At 45.6% G+C, this 15,747-nt stretch carries 11 protein-coding genes; 10 read left to right on the forward strand and 1 reads right to left on the reverse strand.

The window, feature by feature from the left end; all coding sequences use genetic code 11:
* The first annotated feature begins 10 nt into the window (after positions 1-10).
* From dnaA to DXC51_RS00425, 10 genes are all read left to right on the forward strand, one after another.
* A complete protein-coding gene (gene dnaA, locus DXC51_RS00380) occupies positions 11-1,378 on the forward strand; it encodes a chromosomal replication initiator protein DnaA (protein WP_021634521.1) in 1,368 nt (455 codons plus the stop codon).
* A 315-nt stretch (positions 1,379-1,693) separates the two neighbouring features.
* Positions 1,694-2,800 (forward strand): DNA polymerase III subunit beta, encoded by a 1,107-nt coding sequence (dnaN, locus tag DXC51_RS00385; RefSeq protein ID WP_021634523.1) that lies wholly within the window; start codon positions 1,694-1,696, stop codon positions 2,798-2,800.
* A 45-nt stretch (positions 2,801-2,845) separates the two neighbouring features.
* Complete coding sequence (locus DXC51_RS00390; RefSeq protein WP_021634524.1) at positions 2,846-3,052, forward strand: RNA-binding S4 domain-containing protein; 207 nt, start codon at positions 2,846-2,848, stop codon at positions 3,050-3,052.
* Between the two features lie 74 nt (positions 3,053-3,126).
* Positions 3,127-4,209, forward strand: coding sequence for a DNA replication/repair protein RecF (gene recF / locus DXC51_RS00395; RefSeq protein ID WP_117543582.1), 1,083 nt, complete (start codon positions 3,127-3,129; stop codon positions 4,207-4,209).
* Between the two features lie 223 nt (positions 4,210-4,432).
* On the forward strand, positions 4,433-6,373 hold the full coding sequence (gene gyrB, locus DXC51_RS00400; RefSeq protein ID WP_035320994.1) for a DNA topoisomerase (ATP-hydrolyzing) subunit B: 1,941 nt from the start codon (positions 4,433-4,435) through the stop codon (positions 6,371-6,373).
* A gap of 35 nt (positions 6,374-6,408) precedes the next feature.
* Positions 6,409-8,979, forward strand: coding sequence for a DNA gyrase subunit A (gene gyrA, locus DXC51_RS00405; RefSeq protein WP_021634527.1), 2,571 nt, complete (start codon positions 6,409-6,411; stop codon positions 8,977-8,979).
* 189 nt (positions 8,980-9,168) lie between these two features.
* Positions 9,169-9,864, forward strand: coding sequence for a response regulator transcription factor (locus DXC51_RS00410; protein WP_021634528.1), 696 nt, complete (start codon positions 9,169-9,171; stop codon positions 9,862-9,864).
* Between the two features lie 11 nt (positions 9,865-9,875).
* A complete protein-coding gene (locus DXC51_RS00415) occupies positions 9,876-10,814 on the forward strand; it encodes a sensor histidine kinase (protein WP_117543249.1) in 939 nt (312 codons plus the stop codon).
* Between the two features lie 234 nt (positions 10,815-11,048).
* The gene (locus DXC51_RS00420) at positions 11,049-11,738 is read left to right on the forward strand and encodes an ABC transporter ATP-binding protein (protein ID WP_025487951.1); all 690 of its coding nucleotides are present in this window, start codon (positions 11,049-11,051) and stop codon (positions 11,736-11,738) included.
* Positions 11,731-14,292 (forward strand): ABC transporter permease, encoded by a 2,562-nt coding sequence (locus tag DXC51_RS00425; RefSeq protein WP_117543251.1) that lies wholly within the window; start codon positions 11,731-11,733, stop codon positions 14,290-14,292. Before DXC51_RS00420 ends, DXC51_RS00425 begins: the two co-directional genes overlap by 8 nt.
* A 131-nt stretch (positions 14,293-14,423) precedes the next feature.
* Here the strand turns inward: DXC51_RS00425 and DXC51_RS00430 are convergent, their stop codons facing one another.
* A complete protein-coding gene (locus DXC51_RS00430) occupies positions 14,424-15,371 on the reverse strand; it encodes an aminoglycoside phosphotransferase family protein (RefSeq protein WP_117543253.1) in 948 nt (315 codons plus the stop codon).
* Positions 15,372-15,747 lie beyond the last annotated feature (376 nt).

Consider the following 15,747-nt stretch of genomic DNA (forward strand, 5'->3'; position numbering starts at 1 on the left):
AGGTTTAGGGATGCAGGCAATCGAGGCCAGATGGGATGAAATTAAGGAAACCATCAGAAAAGAATATGATCTCTCCGATGTTTCATATCATACGTGGATAGAACCACTGAAGTTTTTCGATGTACAGGATGATGTGGTAATCATTCTTATCACATCGAACCAGTCACATGCACTTAATTATATTTCTTCCAAATATAAAGACTTCTTCCGTGTTACCATCACAGAAATGATGGATCATTATTATGAAGTTTCTTTTATATTGGAGAAGGATGCCAGGAAGGACAAGTCCTCCGCAGAGGATCTGAAGTCCCCCTTCAGCGGCACCTTTAATATCAATTATGAAAATGCAAACCTGAACCCGAAGTATAAATTCGATACCTTCGTTGTAGGAAGCAACAATAAATTCGCCCATTCCGCCTGTCTTGCCGTTGCGGAATCCCCCGGTGACGCTTATAATCCCCTCTATATTTATGGCGGGGCCGGACTGGGCAAAACCCACCTTATGCATTCCATCGGCCATTTTGTCCTGGAACAGAATCCGGACATGAAGGTTATTTATGTTACTTCGGAGTCCTTTACTAATGAAGTAATTGAATCCATCCGAAGCGGTAATGCGGCTGCCATGACCAAGCTGCGTGACAAATACCGTACGGTGGATGTCCTCATGATCGACGATATCCAATTTATAATAGGAAAAGAAAGTACACAGGAGGAGTTCTTCCATACCTTCAATGTCCTTCATGCCGCCGGAAAACAGATCGTTCTGTCCTCCGATAAACCGCCCAAGGAAATGGAAACCCTGGATGAAAGGTTCCGTTCCCGCTTTGAATGGGGCCTGATCGCAGATATCCAGCCCCCTGATTATGAGACCAGGATGGCAATTCTGCGCAAGAATGCGGAGAACTATGATAAAAAGATCGACGACTCTATTTTCCAGTATATTGCAACCAACATTAAATCCAATATCCGTGAGCTGGAGGGCGCTTTCAACCGTATCATCGCCAAATCCAAGATTGAGAACCAGCCTGAGATCACGATGGAGCTGGCGGAGGATGCGCTGAAGGATATCATCAATCCGGACAAGCCCGACAAGATCACGCCTGAACTTATTATTAAGGTAGTTGCCGAGCACTATGGTGTTAATCCTGAAGACATCACCTCCAAAAAGAGGAACTCGGAATTCGTACTGCCCCGCCAGGTCGTTATGTATCTGTGCAGGGATCTGACGGAAACCTCACTGGCCAACATCGGCAAGCTGCTTGGTAAAAAAGATCACACCACCGTAATTCACGGGGCCAATAAGATCTCAGAAGAGCTTGCCACCAACGAAGAGCTTAAGAATAACATTGAAATTATCAAGAAGAAGATATGTGTATAACTTTGTTTAAAAAAAGTTGACAAGCTGTGGGCAGTATGGGGACAGGCTGTGAATAGGAATTTTTACGGCAGGATGCCCTGGAACGGTGGTTCAGAACGTTTGTGAATATCCTGACAATTAACCTCAGCCTGTCCGTCAGTTTTAAACAAGTTATTATTTTCAGTTTTCCTTGCAAAATGTATAATAAAAAGGGTTATCCACATATCTACACCCCCTACTATTTAATATTACTAAATACTTTAATTAATAAAAGATCGCGCGCGGCGTGGCAACCGGTACGTTAATGTGAATTCGCAGAAGGGAGTTTATGCACACATGAAATTAGTTTGTTCCAAAAGCAATCTGTTAACAGGTCTTCAGGTGGTATCCAAAGCAGTGCCGAATAAAACCACCATGTCCATCCTGGAATGTATCCTCATTGATTCCACCGGAGGAGAAATTAAACTGACTGCCAACGATATGGAGCTTGGCATTGAAACAATTATTGAAGGCGACATCGTTGAAAAAGGGATCATTGCCCTGGATGCCAAGATCTTTTTGGAAATCGTAAGGAAGCTGCCTGACAACGATATCACCATCACAACCGACAGTAATTTTAAAACGACCATCACCTGTGAAAAGGCAAAGTTCAATATCATTGGAAAATCGGGAGAAGATTTTTCCTATCTTCCCATGATTGAAAGAAATGAATCCATTGTCCTGTCACAGTATACCCTGAAGGAAGTGATCCGCCAGACGATCTTTTCCATCTCTGACAACGATAACAATAAGTTGATGAGCGGTGAACTCTTTGAGATCAACGGTGAGGAAATGAGAGTGATCTCCCTTGACGGACATCGTATTTCCATCCGTAAGATCCATCTGAAGAACTCCTACCCTTCCCAAAAAGTAGTGGTTCCCGGAAAGACACTGAACGAGATCAGCAAGATCCTGGGCGGTGATGCGGATAAGGACGTAACGATTTTCTTTACGGATAAGCATATTGTTTTTGAATTTGAAAATACCACGGTGGTTTCCAGGCTGATTGAGGGTGAATACTTCAAGATCGATCAGATGCTTTCCAGCGATTATGAAACCAAGGTTGAGATCAATAAAAAAGAGCTCCTTGACTGTATTGACAGAGCGACCCTGCTCATCAAGGAAGGGGATAAAAAGCCCATTATTATCAATATTACAGACGGCTCCATGGAGCTTAAGATCAATTCCACGGTGGGAAGCATGGATGAAGAAATCGATATTTCCAAGGTGGGAAAAGATCTCATGATCGGCTTTAACCCCAAGTTCCTCATTGATGCCCTGCGTGTTATTGACGATGAAACGATCACTATCTATCTGGTAAATCCGAAAGCTCCCTGCTTTATCAGGGATGAGGAAAATAATTATATCTATCTGATTCTGCCGGTTAACTTTACAACAGTGTAACTGTGGAAGGACGTTTACGGCAGTTTTGGAAGCGGAAGGATAAAAATGCAGACTTTTAAAATAAAAGATGAATATATTAAGCTGGGACAGGCTCTGAAGGCAGCCGGACTTGCCGAGTCCGGAGTGGATGCCAAGTATGCGGTGCAGGACGGGCTTGTTAAGGTGAACGGCCAGGTGGAAACGCAGCGCGGTAAAAAACTGGTTCCCGGGGATCTTGTGGAATTTAACGGACAGACTCTTAAAATCGAGTAATTTTTCTGCGGCAGTTCATGACGTTATACGTTATGGGCTGCTGCAGTTTTGAAAGGCAGTATCGGGTAATTTTCATGGTAATCAAATCACTGGAGCTATCCAATTTCAGGAATTATGCTTTTCTGGATATGAGCTTCGACAAAGGCACGAATATTCTTTACGGGGACAACGCACAGGGGAAGACGAACATCCTTGAGGCGATTTATTTGTGTGCCACGACAAAATCCCACCGGGGAACAAAGGATCGGGATATTGTTAACTTCGAAGAGGAAGAGGCTCACATCAGGACTTATCTGGAAAAGGACGGGGATGAGATCAAAATCGACATGCATCTCCGCAAAAATAAGACAAAGGGGATTGCTATCGACGGAAGAAAGCTGAAGAAGGCCACAGAGCTTCTGGGGCTGATGAATGTTGTTTTTTTCTCCCCGGAGGATCTCAGTATCATTAAAAATGGCCCTTCGGAAAGGCGCAGATTCGTGGATATGGAGCTTTGTCAGCTTGATCCCATGTATCTGCATAACCTGAACAACTATAATAAAATAGTAAACCAGAGAAACCGGCTGCTCAAGGATATGTACATGAATCCCTCCCTGAGGGGGACGTTGGATGTATGGGATATTCAGCTGGTGGAATTCGGGAAAAAAATTATTGCAAGGCGCGTTGCTTTTGTGGAGCAGCTGAACGGGATTATCGGCAGCATCCATGACAGCCTTTCCGGCGGAAGGGAAAAGCTGGTGATCTCCTATGAACCGGATATTTCCGCGGAGGATTTCGAAAGCAGGCTCCGTGCCGGCCAGGAAAGGGATATCCGGCTGAAGCAGACGACTGTAGGGCCGCACCGGGATGATTTTGCCTTTATTGCCAACGACATAGATATCCGGAGATTTGGTTCCCAGGGACAGCAGAGGACGGCGGCGCTTTCTTTGAAGCTGTCGGAAATCGAACTCGTTAAAAAAATGACAAACGATACCCCCATACTGCTTCTGGACGATGTCCTGTCCGAACTGGACAGCAGCCGCCAGAATTATCTTCTGAACAGCATAGGGGATATTCAGACGATCATTACCTGCACCGGTCTGGATGAATTTATCAATAACCGGTTTGAAATCAATAAAGTGTTCAAGGTTACGAGCGGAACCATCGCCGCGGTATAGCTGTAACAGTCCGGACAGGCCTGAACTGTTATATATGGCTTCACAGTCGGAAACGGTCGATATTCTGTCTATTGTGGACAAAGCAAATTCATGATATAATAAAACAGAATAGGCAAACAGGTAGAAAAACTTATGGGCCTGATCATAAGGGTCTGTAGGCTTTTCTATCTATTTGTGCTCTTTTTGTTTAATTTTGGCCTTTTGCAGTGAAATGGAGGAATATATGGGTACTGAAAACACAGAAAGCCACAGCGAATATGGCGCGGACCAGATACAGATACTGGAAGGTTTGGAAGCGGTCCGCAAACGACCTGGTATGTATATTGGTACTACATCCAGCAGGGGACTCCACCATCTGGTCTACGAAATCGTAGACAATGCGGTGGATGAAGCTCTTGCCGGCTATTGTGATACCATCGATGTTACAATTAATCAGGATAATTCCGTTACGGTTATAGATAACGGACGTGGTATTCCTGTCGGTATCAACCATAAAGCCGGCATTGCCGCTGTAGAAGTGGTATTTACCATCCTTCATGCGGGCGGAAAGTTCGGCGGCGGGGGATACAAGGTATCCGGAGGTCTCCATGGAGTAGGCGCTTCCGTAGTGAATGCCCTTTCTGACTGGCTGGAGGTAGAGATCTGCCAGGAAGGCAAGGTTTACAGACAGCGTTATGAAAGGGGAAAGGCAGTCTATACCCTGAAGGTTGTTGGCGAATGTGATCCGGATAAGACGGGTACTAAGGTTACCTTTAAGCCTGACGCCACGATTTTCCAGGAAACCACGGAATATGACTTTGACGTGCTCAAGCAGCGTCTGCGTGAGATGGCATTTCTCACCAGGGGCCTTAAGATCATACTCAGAGATACCAGGGAAGAGAATCCCCAGGAGAAATCCTTCCACTATGAGGGCGGTATCAAGGAATTTGTTTCTTACCTGAATAAGAGCAAGACCCCTCTTTATGAAAATGTCATGTATTTCGAGGGAAGCAAGAATAACGTATACGTGGAAGTGGCAATGCAGCACAACGATTCCTATGTGGAGAGCGTTTACAGCTTTGTCAACAACATCAATACGCCGGAGGGCGGGACGCATCTCGTCGGCTTCCGGAATGCAATAACCAAGACCTTTAATGATTATGCAAGAAATAAAAAGCTGTTAAAGGACAATGAGACGAACCTTACCGGAGAAGACATCCGGGAAGGTATGACTGCCATTGTCAGTGTGAAGATAGAGGATCCCCAGTTTGAGGGACAGACCAAGCAGAAGCTTGGAAATTCCGAGGCCAGGGGCGCGGTGGACAGCGTGGTAAGCGAGCAGCTTACCTATTTCCTGGAGCAGAATCCTGCCGTGGCCAAGACTATCTGTGAGAAATCCATTCTGGCGCAGCGTGCCAGGGAGGCTGCCAGAAAAGCAAGGGAGCTGACCAGAAGAAAAACAGCTCTGGAGGGCATGTCCCTGCCCGGAAAGCTGGCTGACTGCTCCGATAAAGATCCTAAAAACTGTGAAATCTACATCGTAGAGGGAGATTCCGCCGGCGGCTCCGCCAAAAAGGCAAGAAGCCGTGCCACACAGGCCATCCTGCCTCTGCGCGGTAAGATCCTGAATGTGGAAAAGGCAAGGCTTGACAAGGTATATGCCAATGCGGAAATAAAAGCAATGATCACGGCCTTTGGCACGGGAATCCATGACGATTTTGATATTTCCAAGCTCAGATACCATAAGATCATTATCATGACGGATGCCGATGTTGACGGCTCCCATATTGCAACTCTCCTGCTTACTTTTATTTATCGTTTTATGCCTGATCTGATTAAGCAGGGACATGTATATCTGGCGCAGCCTCCTCTTTATAAGCTGGAGAAAAATAAAAAAGAGTGGTATGCATACAGCGATGAAGAGCTGAATCAGATTCTTTCTGAGGTGGGAAGAGATCAGAACAATAAGATACAGCGTTACAAAGGACTGGGAGAAATGGATGCCGAGCAGCTTTGGGAGACAACCATGGATCCTGAAAAACGTATTCTTCTCCGTGTAAATATGGATGAAGAGGCGGAGTCTGAGGTTGATCTTACTTTTACCACCCTGATGGGAGACAAAGTGGAGCCCCGGCGCGAATTCATTGAAGAGAACGCCAAGTATGCCAAGAATCTGGATATCTGATGACAGTTACTGGAGAAACGGAGAGTCATTAAAGAATGGAAGATAATATTTTTGATAAAATCCATGACGTCGATCTGAAGGAAACCATGGAAAATTCCTACATTGATTACGCCATGAGCGTTATAGCATCCCGTGCGCTTCCTGATGTCAGGGACGGCCTGAAGCCGGTGCAGAGGCGTGTTCTCTATTCCATGATAGAGCTGAACAACGGTCCGGATAAGCCGCACAGAAAGTGCGCCCGTATCGTCGGCGATACCATGGGTAAGTACCATCCCCACGGCGACAGCTCCATTTACGGGGCGCTGGTTAATATGGCCCAGGAGTGGTCCACAAGATATCCGCTGGTTGACGGACACGGAAACTTCGGTTCCGAGGACGGCGACGGCGCGGCCGCCATGCGTTATACAGAGGCCAGGCTTTCCAAGATTTCCATGGAGATGCTGGCCGATATCAATAAAGATACGGTAGATTTCGTACCTAACTTTGATGAAACGGAAAAGGAACCCACTGTACTCCCCAGCCGTTATCCCAATCTTCTGGTAAATGGTACCTCCGGTATTGCCGTAGGTATGGCTACCAATATCCCTCCCCACAATTTAAGGGAGGTAGTGAATGCGGTTGTCAGGCTGATTGACAATCGGGTAAATGAAGACAGGGATACGGATATAGAAGAGGTTCTACAGATCATAACGGCGCCCGATTTTCCTACGGGCGGAATTATCCTGGGAACCAGGGGAGCGGAAGAAGCCTATCGTACCGGCCGGGGAAAGGTCAGGGTGCGCGCGGTAACCGATATTGAGACGCTTCCCAATGGTAAGAGCCAGATTATCGTAACTGAGCTTCCCTACATGGTGAACAAGGCCCGTCTGATCGAAAAGATCGCGGAGCTGCATAAAGAGAAGAAAATTGACGGAATTACCGATCTGAGGGATGAATCCAACAGAGAAGGAACCCGTATTGTCATTGAACTCAGAAGAGACGCCAATGCCAACGTAATCCTGAATCTGCTTTACAAGCATACACAGATGCAGGATACCTTCGGAATCATTATGCTGGCGCTGGTCAACAACGAGCCTAAGGTGCTCAACCTTCTGGAAATGCTGAAGCTGTATCTGAAGCACCAGGAGGATGTGGTAACAAGAAGGACAAAGTATGATCTGAATAAGGCGGAAGAGCGGGATCATATTTTACAGGGCTTGCTGATTGCCCTGGATCATATCGAAGAAGTGATCCGCATTATCCGTTCCAGCCAGAATACCCAGGCTGCCAAGGAAAACCTGATGAACCGCTTTGAACTTTCAGATGCACAGGCGCAGGCCATCGTAGATATGAGGCTGCGCGCTCTGACAGGTCTGGAAAGAGAGAAGCTGGAAAATGAGCATAAGGAGCTGCTGGCAAAGATCGCGGAGCTGAAGGCGATCCTTGCAGATGAGAAGCTGCTGCTGGGTGTTATCCGTGAGGAAATCCAGATAACCGCCCTGAAATACGGTGACGACAGAAGGAGCCGCATCGGCTATGATGAGTATGATATTTCCATGGAGGATATGATCCCCAGGGACAATACCGTAATTGCCATGACCAATCTGGGCTATATCAAGCGTATGACCGTTGATAATTTCAAATCCCAGAACCGCGGCGGCAAGGGAATTAAGGGAATGCAGACCATCGAGGAGGACTTCATCGCCGATCTGCTGATGACCACCACCCATCATTACGTCATGTTCTTTACCAACTACGGAAGGGTGTACCGGTTAAAGGCCTATGAAATCCCCGAAGCAAGCAGGACGGCCAGGGGAACGGCCATCATTAACCTTCTCCAGCTGAATCCGGGAGAAAAGATCTCGGCCATTATCCCTGTGAAGGATTATGAGGACAATAAGAACCTGTTCATGGTAACCAGAAATGGTATCGTGAAGAAAACTCCGGTTATGGAATACAGCAATGTACGTAAAAACGGCCTTGCCGCGATCAATCTGCGCGATGACGATGAACTGATTGAGGTTAAAATCACTGACGCGGATACGGAAATCTTCCTGGTAACCAGACATGGCATGTGTATCCGCTTCAAGGAAACTGATGTGAGGGCGACCGGAAGAATGTCCATGGGTGTTATCGGCATGAACCTGGACGACGGCGACGAAATCGTGGGCATGCAGCTTGACAGCCAGGGCGATTCCCTGTTAATCGTGTCCGAGAACGGTATGGGCAAACGTACCTATCTTGAAGAATTCTCCGTGCAGAAGAGAGGCGGAAAGGGCGTTAAGTGCTATAAGATTACAGAGAAGACGGGCTATGTTGTGGGCGTGAAAGCTACAAATGACGATCATGAGATCATGATGATCACCACCGAAGGAATTATCATTCAGCTGAGGGTAGAGGATATTTCCATTCTGGGAAGAATCACATCCGGCGTGAAGATGATCAATCTGGATAAGGGCGTGAAGGTAGCGCAGATAGCCAAGGTAAGAGAGCGAGTTTCTGATGGAAGCCAGGAATTCGATAATCCGGAGGATGCCATGGAGGATATTCCGGAAGAAGAAAGATATGTAAGCAGCGCGGACGAAGATGAAAATCTGATTTTCCCTACGGAAGAAGAGGATGAATAATTATAAGTTCCGATAAAAAAAGAGAAAGCGGCATCTGCAGTTGAAAACAACAGATGTCCGGAAGAAATAAGCAGATAACCATTAAGTTATCTGCTTATTTCATAGGGTGTTTTTTATACGGGCGATGAGTCTTTAAAACCGGCTTCGTCCATCAGAAAGCACAGAACAGGGGAATACGGTGGTAAAAAAATGAAAAATATATTGATTGTTGAGGATGATAAAGCGCTGGCTGAAGGAATTGTCCTTGTACTGCAGCAGGACGGCTTTGTATTCCGTTGCTGCCACAGCGCTAAGGAAGCGCGTAAAATGCTGGAAACGGAGTCCTTTGATCTGGTCCTTCTGGATATTAATCTGCCTGATGGAAGCGGCCTTGATATCTGCCGCCGGCTCAGAAAAGAAGGAAGAAATGATCCTGTTATTTTTTTAACAGCCCTGGATACGGAGCTTCATGAGGTCACGGGCTTCCAGGCAGGAGCGGATGATTATATCACCAAGCCCTTTTCCCTTGCGGTATTGAGGGAGCGGGTTATGGCTGCTTTGCGTAGGGCCGAAAGATACCAGTCCGCTGAAGACAGCGTTACGCTTCTGAAGGAAGGGCCTTTTACGGCAGACCTGGAGAAACAGAGCTTTTACCGGGGGGATGAGGAGGTTTTGCTGAGCAAAACGGAGCAGAAGCTGCTGATTACCCTGATGAGAAATAAAAATATGGTACTGGGCAGAGAAACCCTGATGGAAAAGGTATGGGGAAACGACGGTGATTTTGTAGACGAAAATGCGCTGTCCGTATCTATAAAAAGGCTGCGGGACAAGCTGGAGGAGGATCCCAGGAACCCCCGTTATATCCAGACGGTTTATGGGATCGGATACCGCTTCCAGGCAGACTGAGGAGGAACGGCATGTCATTTCTTTTAAATAGTCCTTATATAACCTATATTTTAGGGGCACTCCTGATCATAACGGTAATTCTCCTGATCTTTTCTGTATATCTTATCCTTTATGTTCTCAGGGAATATAAGAAGCTGGAACAGATGATAGACAGCGCCATAGACGGTAATTTTCAGGAAGAAAGCTTTGATGAGCAGAGATTATCAAGGCTGCAGAATAAAATGTATCAATTTATATCCTCCAGCTTTCTTGGCAGAAAGAAGGTGGAGGAAGACAAGGGAAAAATAGAAGAGCTGATCAGCAACATTTCCCATCAGACAAAAACGCCGATTACAACCATCAAGCTGTATTCCGGCCTGTTGGCGGAATGTGATCTGGAGGAAAAAGAAAAGCATCTGGTTAACCAGATCGTGGATCAAAATGACAGGATGGCCTTTCTGATAGAAAACCTGGTTAAAATGTCCCGTCTGGAAAACGGCATTGTGGCAGTGCATCCGCAGATGCAGGATATTGCCCTGTTGATGGAAAGCCTGGAGGGGAGCTATGGCAATAGGACCGGAAAAAAGATAATATTTGATCCCGGTTATAAGGAAGCCGGAAGCGTAGAGGCATTTTATGATTTGAAATGGACGGTGGAGGCCATTTCAAATATCATAGAGAATGCGCTGAAATATACGGATGAAAACGGGGTTATCCAAATTTCCGTAAAGCCCTACAGCAGCTTTACGGCGGTATTGGTTCAGGATAATGGAATCGGGATTGCCGAGGAAGAGCAGGCGGCAATCTTCCGGCGGTTCTACCGTTCGGAGAGGGTAAACGGCATGAAGGGCATCGGCCTGGGGCTGTACCTGGCAAGGGAGATCATTGCCAGGCAGGGAGGCTATATCAGCCTCAAATCAGAACCCGGAAAAGGCTCTTTATTTCAGGTATTCCTGGCGGAAAAACAGTGATCCTGTAAAAAGGGATGAAGAACAAGCTTTGCTGATACGGGCGGGAACGGCCCTGTGTGTTCCGGAGACAGAATTCCGGAATGCATGGGGCTTTTTTAGATTCTGTTAAGAATTGAAGGCAATTCTTTCAAAAGTGTCATAATTTCTTTCCGGCAGGAAAGATGATGGAAAGATTTGTTGTGTATAGTTGTCTTAGATAAAAGAAAAGACAGCGATATGGAGAGGAGTTTTATTATGAGTATTTTGAAAACAGTAGAACTGAAAAAATATTATGGTTCCAGTGAAAATGAGGTGCATGCTTTAAACGGCGTAAATTTCTCGGTGGAGGAAGGCGAGTTTGTTTCAATCGTGGGAACCTCCGGAAGCGGGAAATCAACGCTCCTTCATATGCTGGGCGGACTGGATCGTCCCACTTCCGGTAAGGTATTCGTGGATGGCAAGGATATCTTCAGCCTGAAGGATGAGGAGCTGACCATTTTCAGAAGAAGAAAAATAGGCTTTGTGTTCCAGAGCTATAATCTGGTGCCGGTGCTGAATGTATATGAAAATATCGTCCTTCCCATAGAACTGGACGGCAATAAGGTGGATAAGGGCTACGTAAAAGAGCTTATCAATACGCTTGGGATCAAGGAAAAGCTTGATAACCTGCCCAACCAGCTTTCCGGCGGACAGCAGCAGAGGGTCGCAATTGCCAGGGCACTTGCTGCAAAGCCCGCCATCGTTCTTGCAGATGAGCCTACCGGAAATCTGGATTCCAGAACGAGCCAGGATGTACTGGGGCTTTTAAAGGTGACCGGGGATAAATTCGGCCAGACCATCGTAATGATCACTCACAATCCGGAGCTGGCGCAGCTTGCGGACAGGATCGTCAGAATTGAAGACGGCCTGATTCAGGGCAGGAAGGGAGAGGAAGCAGATGCTTAAGGTAAAAAACAAAAAATGTATTAACCGTCTGTCCGACAAAGCCTTTCAGGCAAACAAAACCCGCAATTTTATCGCAGTCATTGCCATTGCCCTGACGACGATTCTTTTTACAACTCTTTTCACCATAGGGAGCGGCGCTATTGAATCCTTCCAGTCTAATACCATGCTTCAGGCAGGATCCATGTCCCATGGTACTATTAAATTCGCACCTCAGGATTTGTTGGAGAAATTAAAAGCGGATCCTCTGATTGAGGAAGCGGGCTACAGGCAGGTATTGGCTGATTCCGTAGATAATCCGGAGTTTCTAAAGCGCCGTGTGGAGATGTATTATGAGGATCCGACAGCGGCCAGACTCGGCTTTATCAGCTTAAAAGAAGGAAAATTACCGGAAGCAGAGAATGAAATCGCCATGGATACGGAGTCTCTCCGGCTGCTGGGGGTACCGGCAAAGCTGGGGGAGAAGGTGACACTTCTTATTACGGTGAAGGGGGAACAGGTAGAAAGGGAATTTGTGCTGAGTGGTTATTGGGAACCGGAAAAGTCAGCCATGAATGTGGGATTTGCACTCTGTTCCAAGGCATATACGGATAAATATGTAGAAGAACTGGCCTACACCTATAAAGAAAACTGGTATATGTCGGGTTCTGTCATGTATGAGATCATGTTTAAGAATACCTCCAATATGACGGAGAAGCTGCAGACCGTAGTGGAGAATCTGGGTTATTCCCTGGATGAAAAGGATGACAACTATTTGGGATGCAATGTGAACTGGGCTTATATGTCCAATAATATAGGGCAGGATCCCACTACGGTTTTAGCGATTGCGGCAGCTCTGGGCCTGATTATCCTTACCGGATATCTAATCATTTATAATATTTTCCAGATCTCTGTTATCAGGGATATCCGGTTTTACGGGCTTTTGAAAACAATTGGCACCACGGGACGGCAGATACGCAGCATTATAAACAGACAGGGAATGCGTCTGTCGGTTTATGGGATTCCTGCAGGGCTTGTTATTGGATTTTTTATCGGAAAGGGAATTGTGCCGCTGATTATTGATATGAGCAGTTATCAGGAAGGTGTGGTGAATACATCACTTAATCCGTTTATTTTTATAGGAGCAGCGCTGTTTTCTCTTTTTACGGTCTATATCAGTACCAGAAAACCTGGCAAAATTGCAGCATCCATTTCACCGGTGGAGGCGGTAAAGTATACCGATATATCCGCAGATGTCAAAAAGAAAAGAAAAAAATCCACGGATGGCGGTAAATTATATAAGATGGCTCTTTCCAATCTGGGAAGAAACAGAAAGAGGACGGTGCTTGTCATTATTTCTCTTTCCCTCAGCATCATTTTGCTTAACAGCGTGGTGACCCTTACAGAGAGCTTTGATCTGGATAAATATCTGGCTACCTTTGTGGATACGGATTTTCTGACCGCAAACGCGCGGTATTTCAACAATGAGTATCATTCCCCGGATGAGAGGATTTCCGAGAGCTTTATCAGTGAAATTGAAAAGCAGCCCGGCTTTGAAGAAGGGGGAAGAATATTTATCAGCCTGAACGGTACGGTAATTATGCCGGATCCCAGTCCGATTCACTACGATGAGGACGGAATTATCGTGGACAAAAATGAAAATTATGTTAATGTAGATGAAAATATGAATCCCTATTGTACGATGTATGGACTGGAGGAGCTTCCCCTTTCCAGAAATGAAATTGTGGCAGGGGAGAAGGATCCCCAGGTCTTAAAGGAGAAGCTGGATACGGGAAATTACATCATTGAAGGGCTTGAAACCGATGATTATAAAAACGTTAGAGAGGATCGCATTCAATATTCTATTGGCGATAAGCTGAAGCTGCGTATGCCCGGGGGCGAGGAAAAGGAAGTTGAAGTAATTGCCCAGATTAAAATCGAGTATTATACGAACAGCGTCCGTTATTCCAGTGATAATTATGTATTTTATACAAGCATAGCCGGATACGAAAAGCTGGGCGGCAATATGGACAGCGTCATGAGCTATGGGTTCCAGTGTGAGGACAGCAGAGAAGTGGAAATGCAGCAGTTCCTGCAGGATTATACAGACAATATAGAGCCGCAGATGTCCTTTGAATCAAAAGTAAAGTATGTGAAGAATTTTGAAAACCTGAAAGGCACATTCACAATGGTCGGCAGTGTCCTTGCACTGATTATTGGAATCATCGGCATACTGAACTTTGTGAATGCCTGTATTACAAGCATCATTACAAGGAAAAAGGAATTTGCCGCCTTAAAAGCAATCGGTATGACAGAGCGGCAGATCAGGAGAATGGTATGCATGGAAGGCGGATATTATGCGGCAGGCGTGATTCTGTTCAGCCTTGTATTGGGAACCTTGTTTTCTTATGTAGTTATCGGCAACTTCGTAATTTTCTGGTTTACCTCTTACCGGTTCATTATTTGGCCGATGCTGATGGTTCTGCCTTTTATGGTGGTTATCGGAGTTGTGGTGCCTTATATTACAATTAAAGTGACGGATAAAGAAAGCGTAGTGGAAATGCTTCGTGAAGAATAAAGGAAGCTGCGGCCTCTCGGACTGAGGGGCCTTTTCCCATTCCTCCGGCTGTATGGCAGCGTCCCTGACTGTTTTCTTTACGGCCGGGACGCTGCCGTAAAGCTGCCGCTAATTCCTTTTATATGTTATGTTTAGAGCCGGCTGTCCTCGTCAATTGCACATAAAATATCATTCTCAATGTCTTCCACCCATTCTGTTGGAACATTGTCGTATGTCAGTAAACAGAGCATGGCGCTTATATCACACAAATGCGCCAGCGTGAGCCAGTTGGACGGTAATGGTGATGCTGAAACCGAATTATATCCCTGCGCAAAGGCATCATAAATATGCCTGTCGATAAGAGCCTCCACATCGTCGTCTTTTCTCCTGAAAAAATGTCCTATGTCGTGGTATATACTTCCGGAATAAGTAAACTCAAAATCTATGAAAGATACCTTCCCATCGGATATCATAATATTCGCATACCCTAAATCTCCATGGCACAGGACGCTTCTGGCTTCTATGCTGTCGAACAAATCCGGATTTTCTTTTATAAACCTACACAGACTATCAATCGTTTCCGGCCTGAGATATTCCGAAGGTTTCCCGTTTAATAAATGCAATATTTTATCACGTGTGCGTGGAAGCTCCTGCAACAGGTTCAATTTTCCGTCCAGCAATGCGTCGTGTGCGTAACTTCTTTCATGTATCGTCGCACATATCCTGCCGATTTCATATGCCATTTCCGGCGGGTATTTCAGGTTGGACCGCACATGATTTATGAAGGTTACTCCATCAAGGAACTCCATAATAGCGTAAGCGAATGGGAAACGCTGCTTGCTTCCGTCATAAAATAACAACGCAGGTACGTTAATTTTATTTTTCAAATAGGATAATGCAGCCGTCTCAATCTTGTCGGTAGCCTTGGAATATATTTTTAAAAAATATTTGCCGGAGTTTGTTGTGACAATATAGCCGGTATTGCTCATGCTGTCTTTCATAAGTGAAAAATCAAGTATGGTCAGTGAGCTGTCAAACGGGGCTAAAAGTGAGGCAATTTCTGTTTCATCAGTTATTATAAAATCGTTTATTCTGTGCATTTTTACCTCCCAGGATACACAAATTAAAGTTAAATATGGACGCTGTATTGATAATTAAGTTATAGCATATTTTTATTCGCAATTCCACTTTATTTCAAAAACTTCACCTGGATAACCATTTGAAAAAACAAAGAAAATTTTGGTGGTGAATAGCAAGAGATTGGAGAATAGCAGAAATTGGGCCGTGGGATATTCTGGTAGAATGAGACAGGGGGGGATGTTATACTGTAAATAAATATAGGGGAATGTGCTGATTTTGGGGCGGAGGAGGATGTTTGGGGATGCGTGATGAGGGGAAGGGTAAGAGGAAGGCTTCGAAGTCTTTTGCTAGGCGGATCATTAAGGTCTGGGTTTTTGGGAAGCTTGTTGCGTTTTC

The organism is Eisenbergiella massiliensis, from assembly GCF_003435485.1.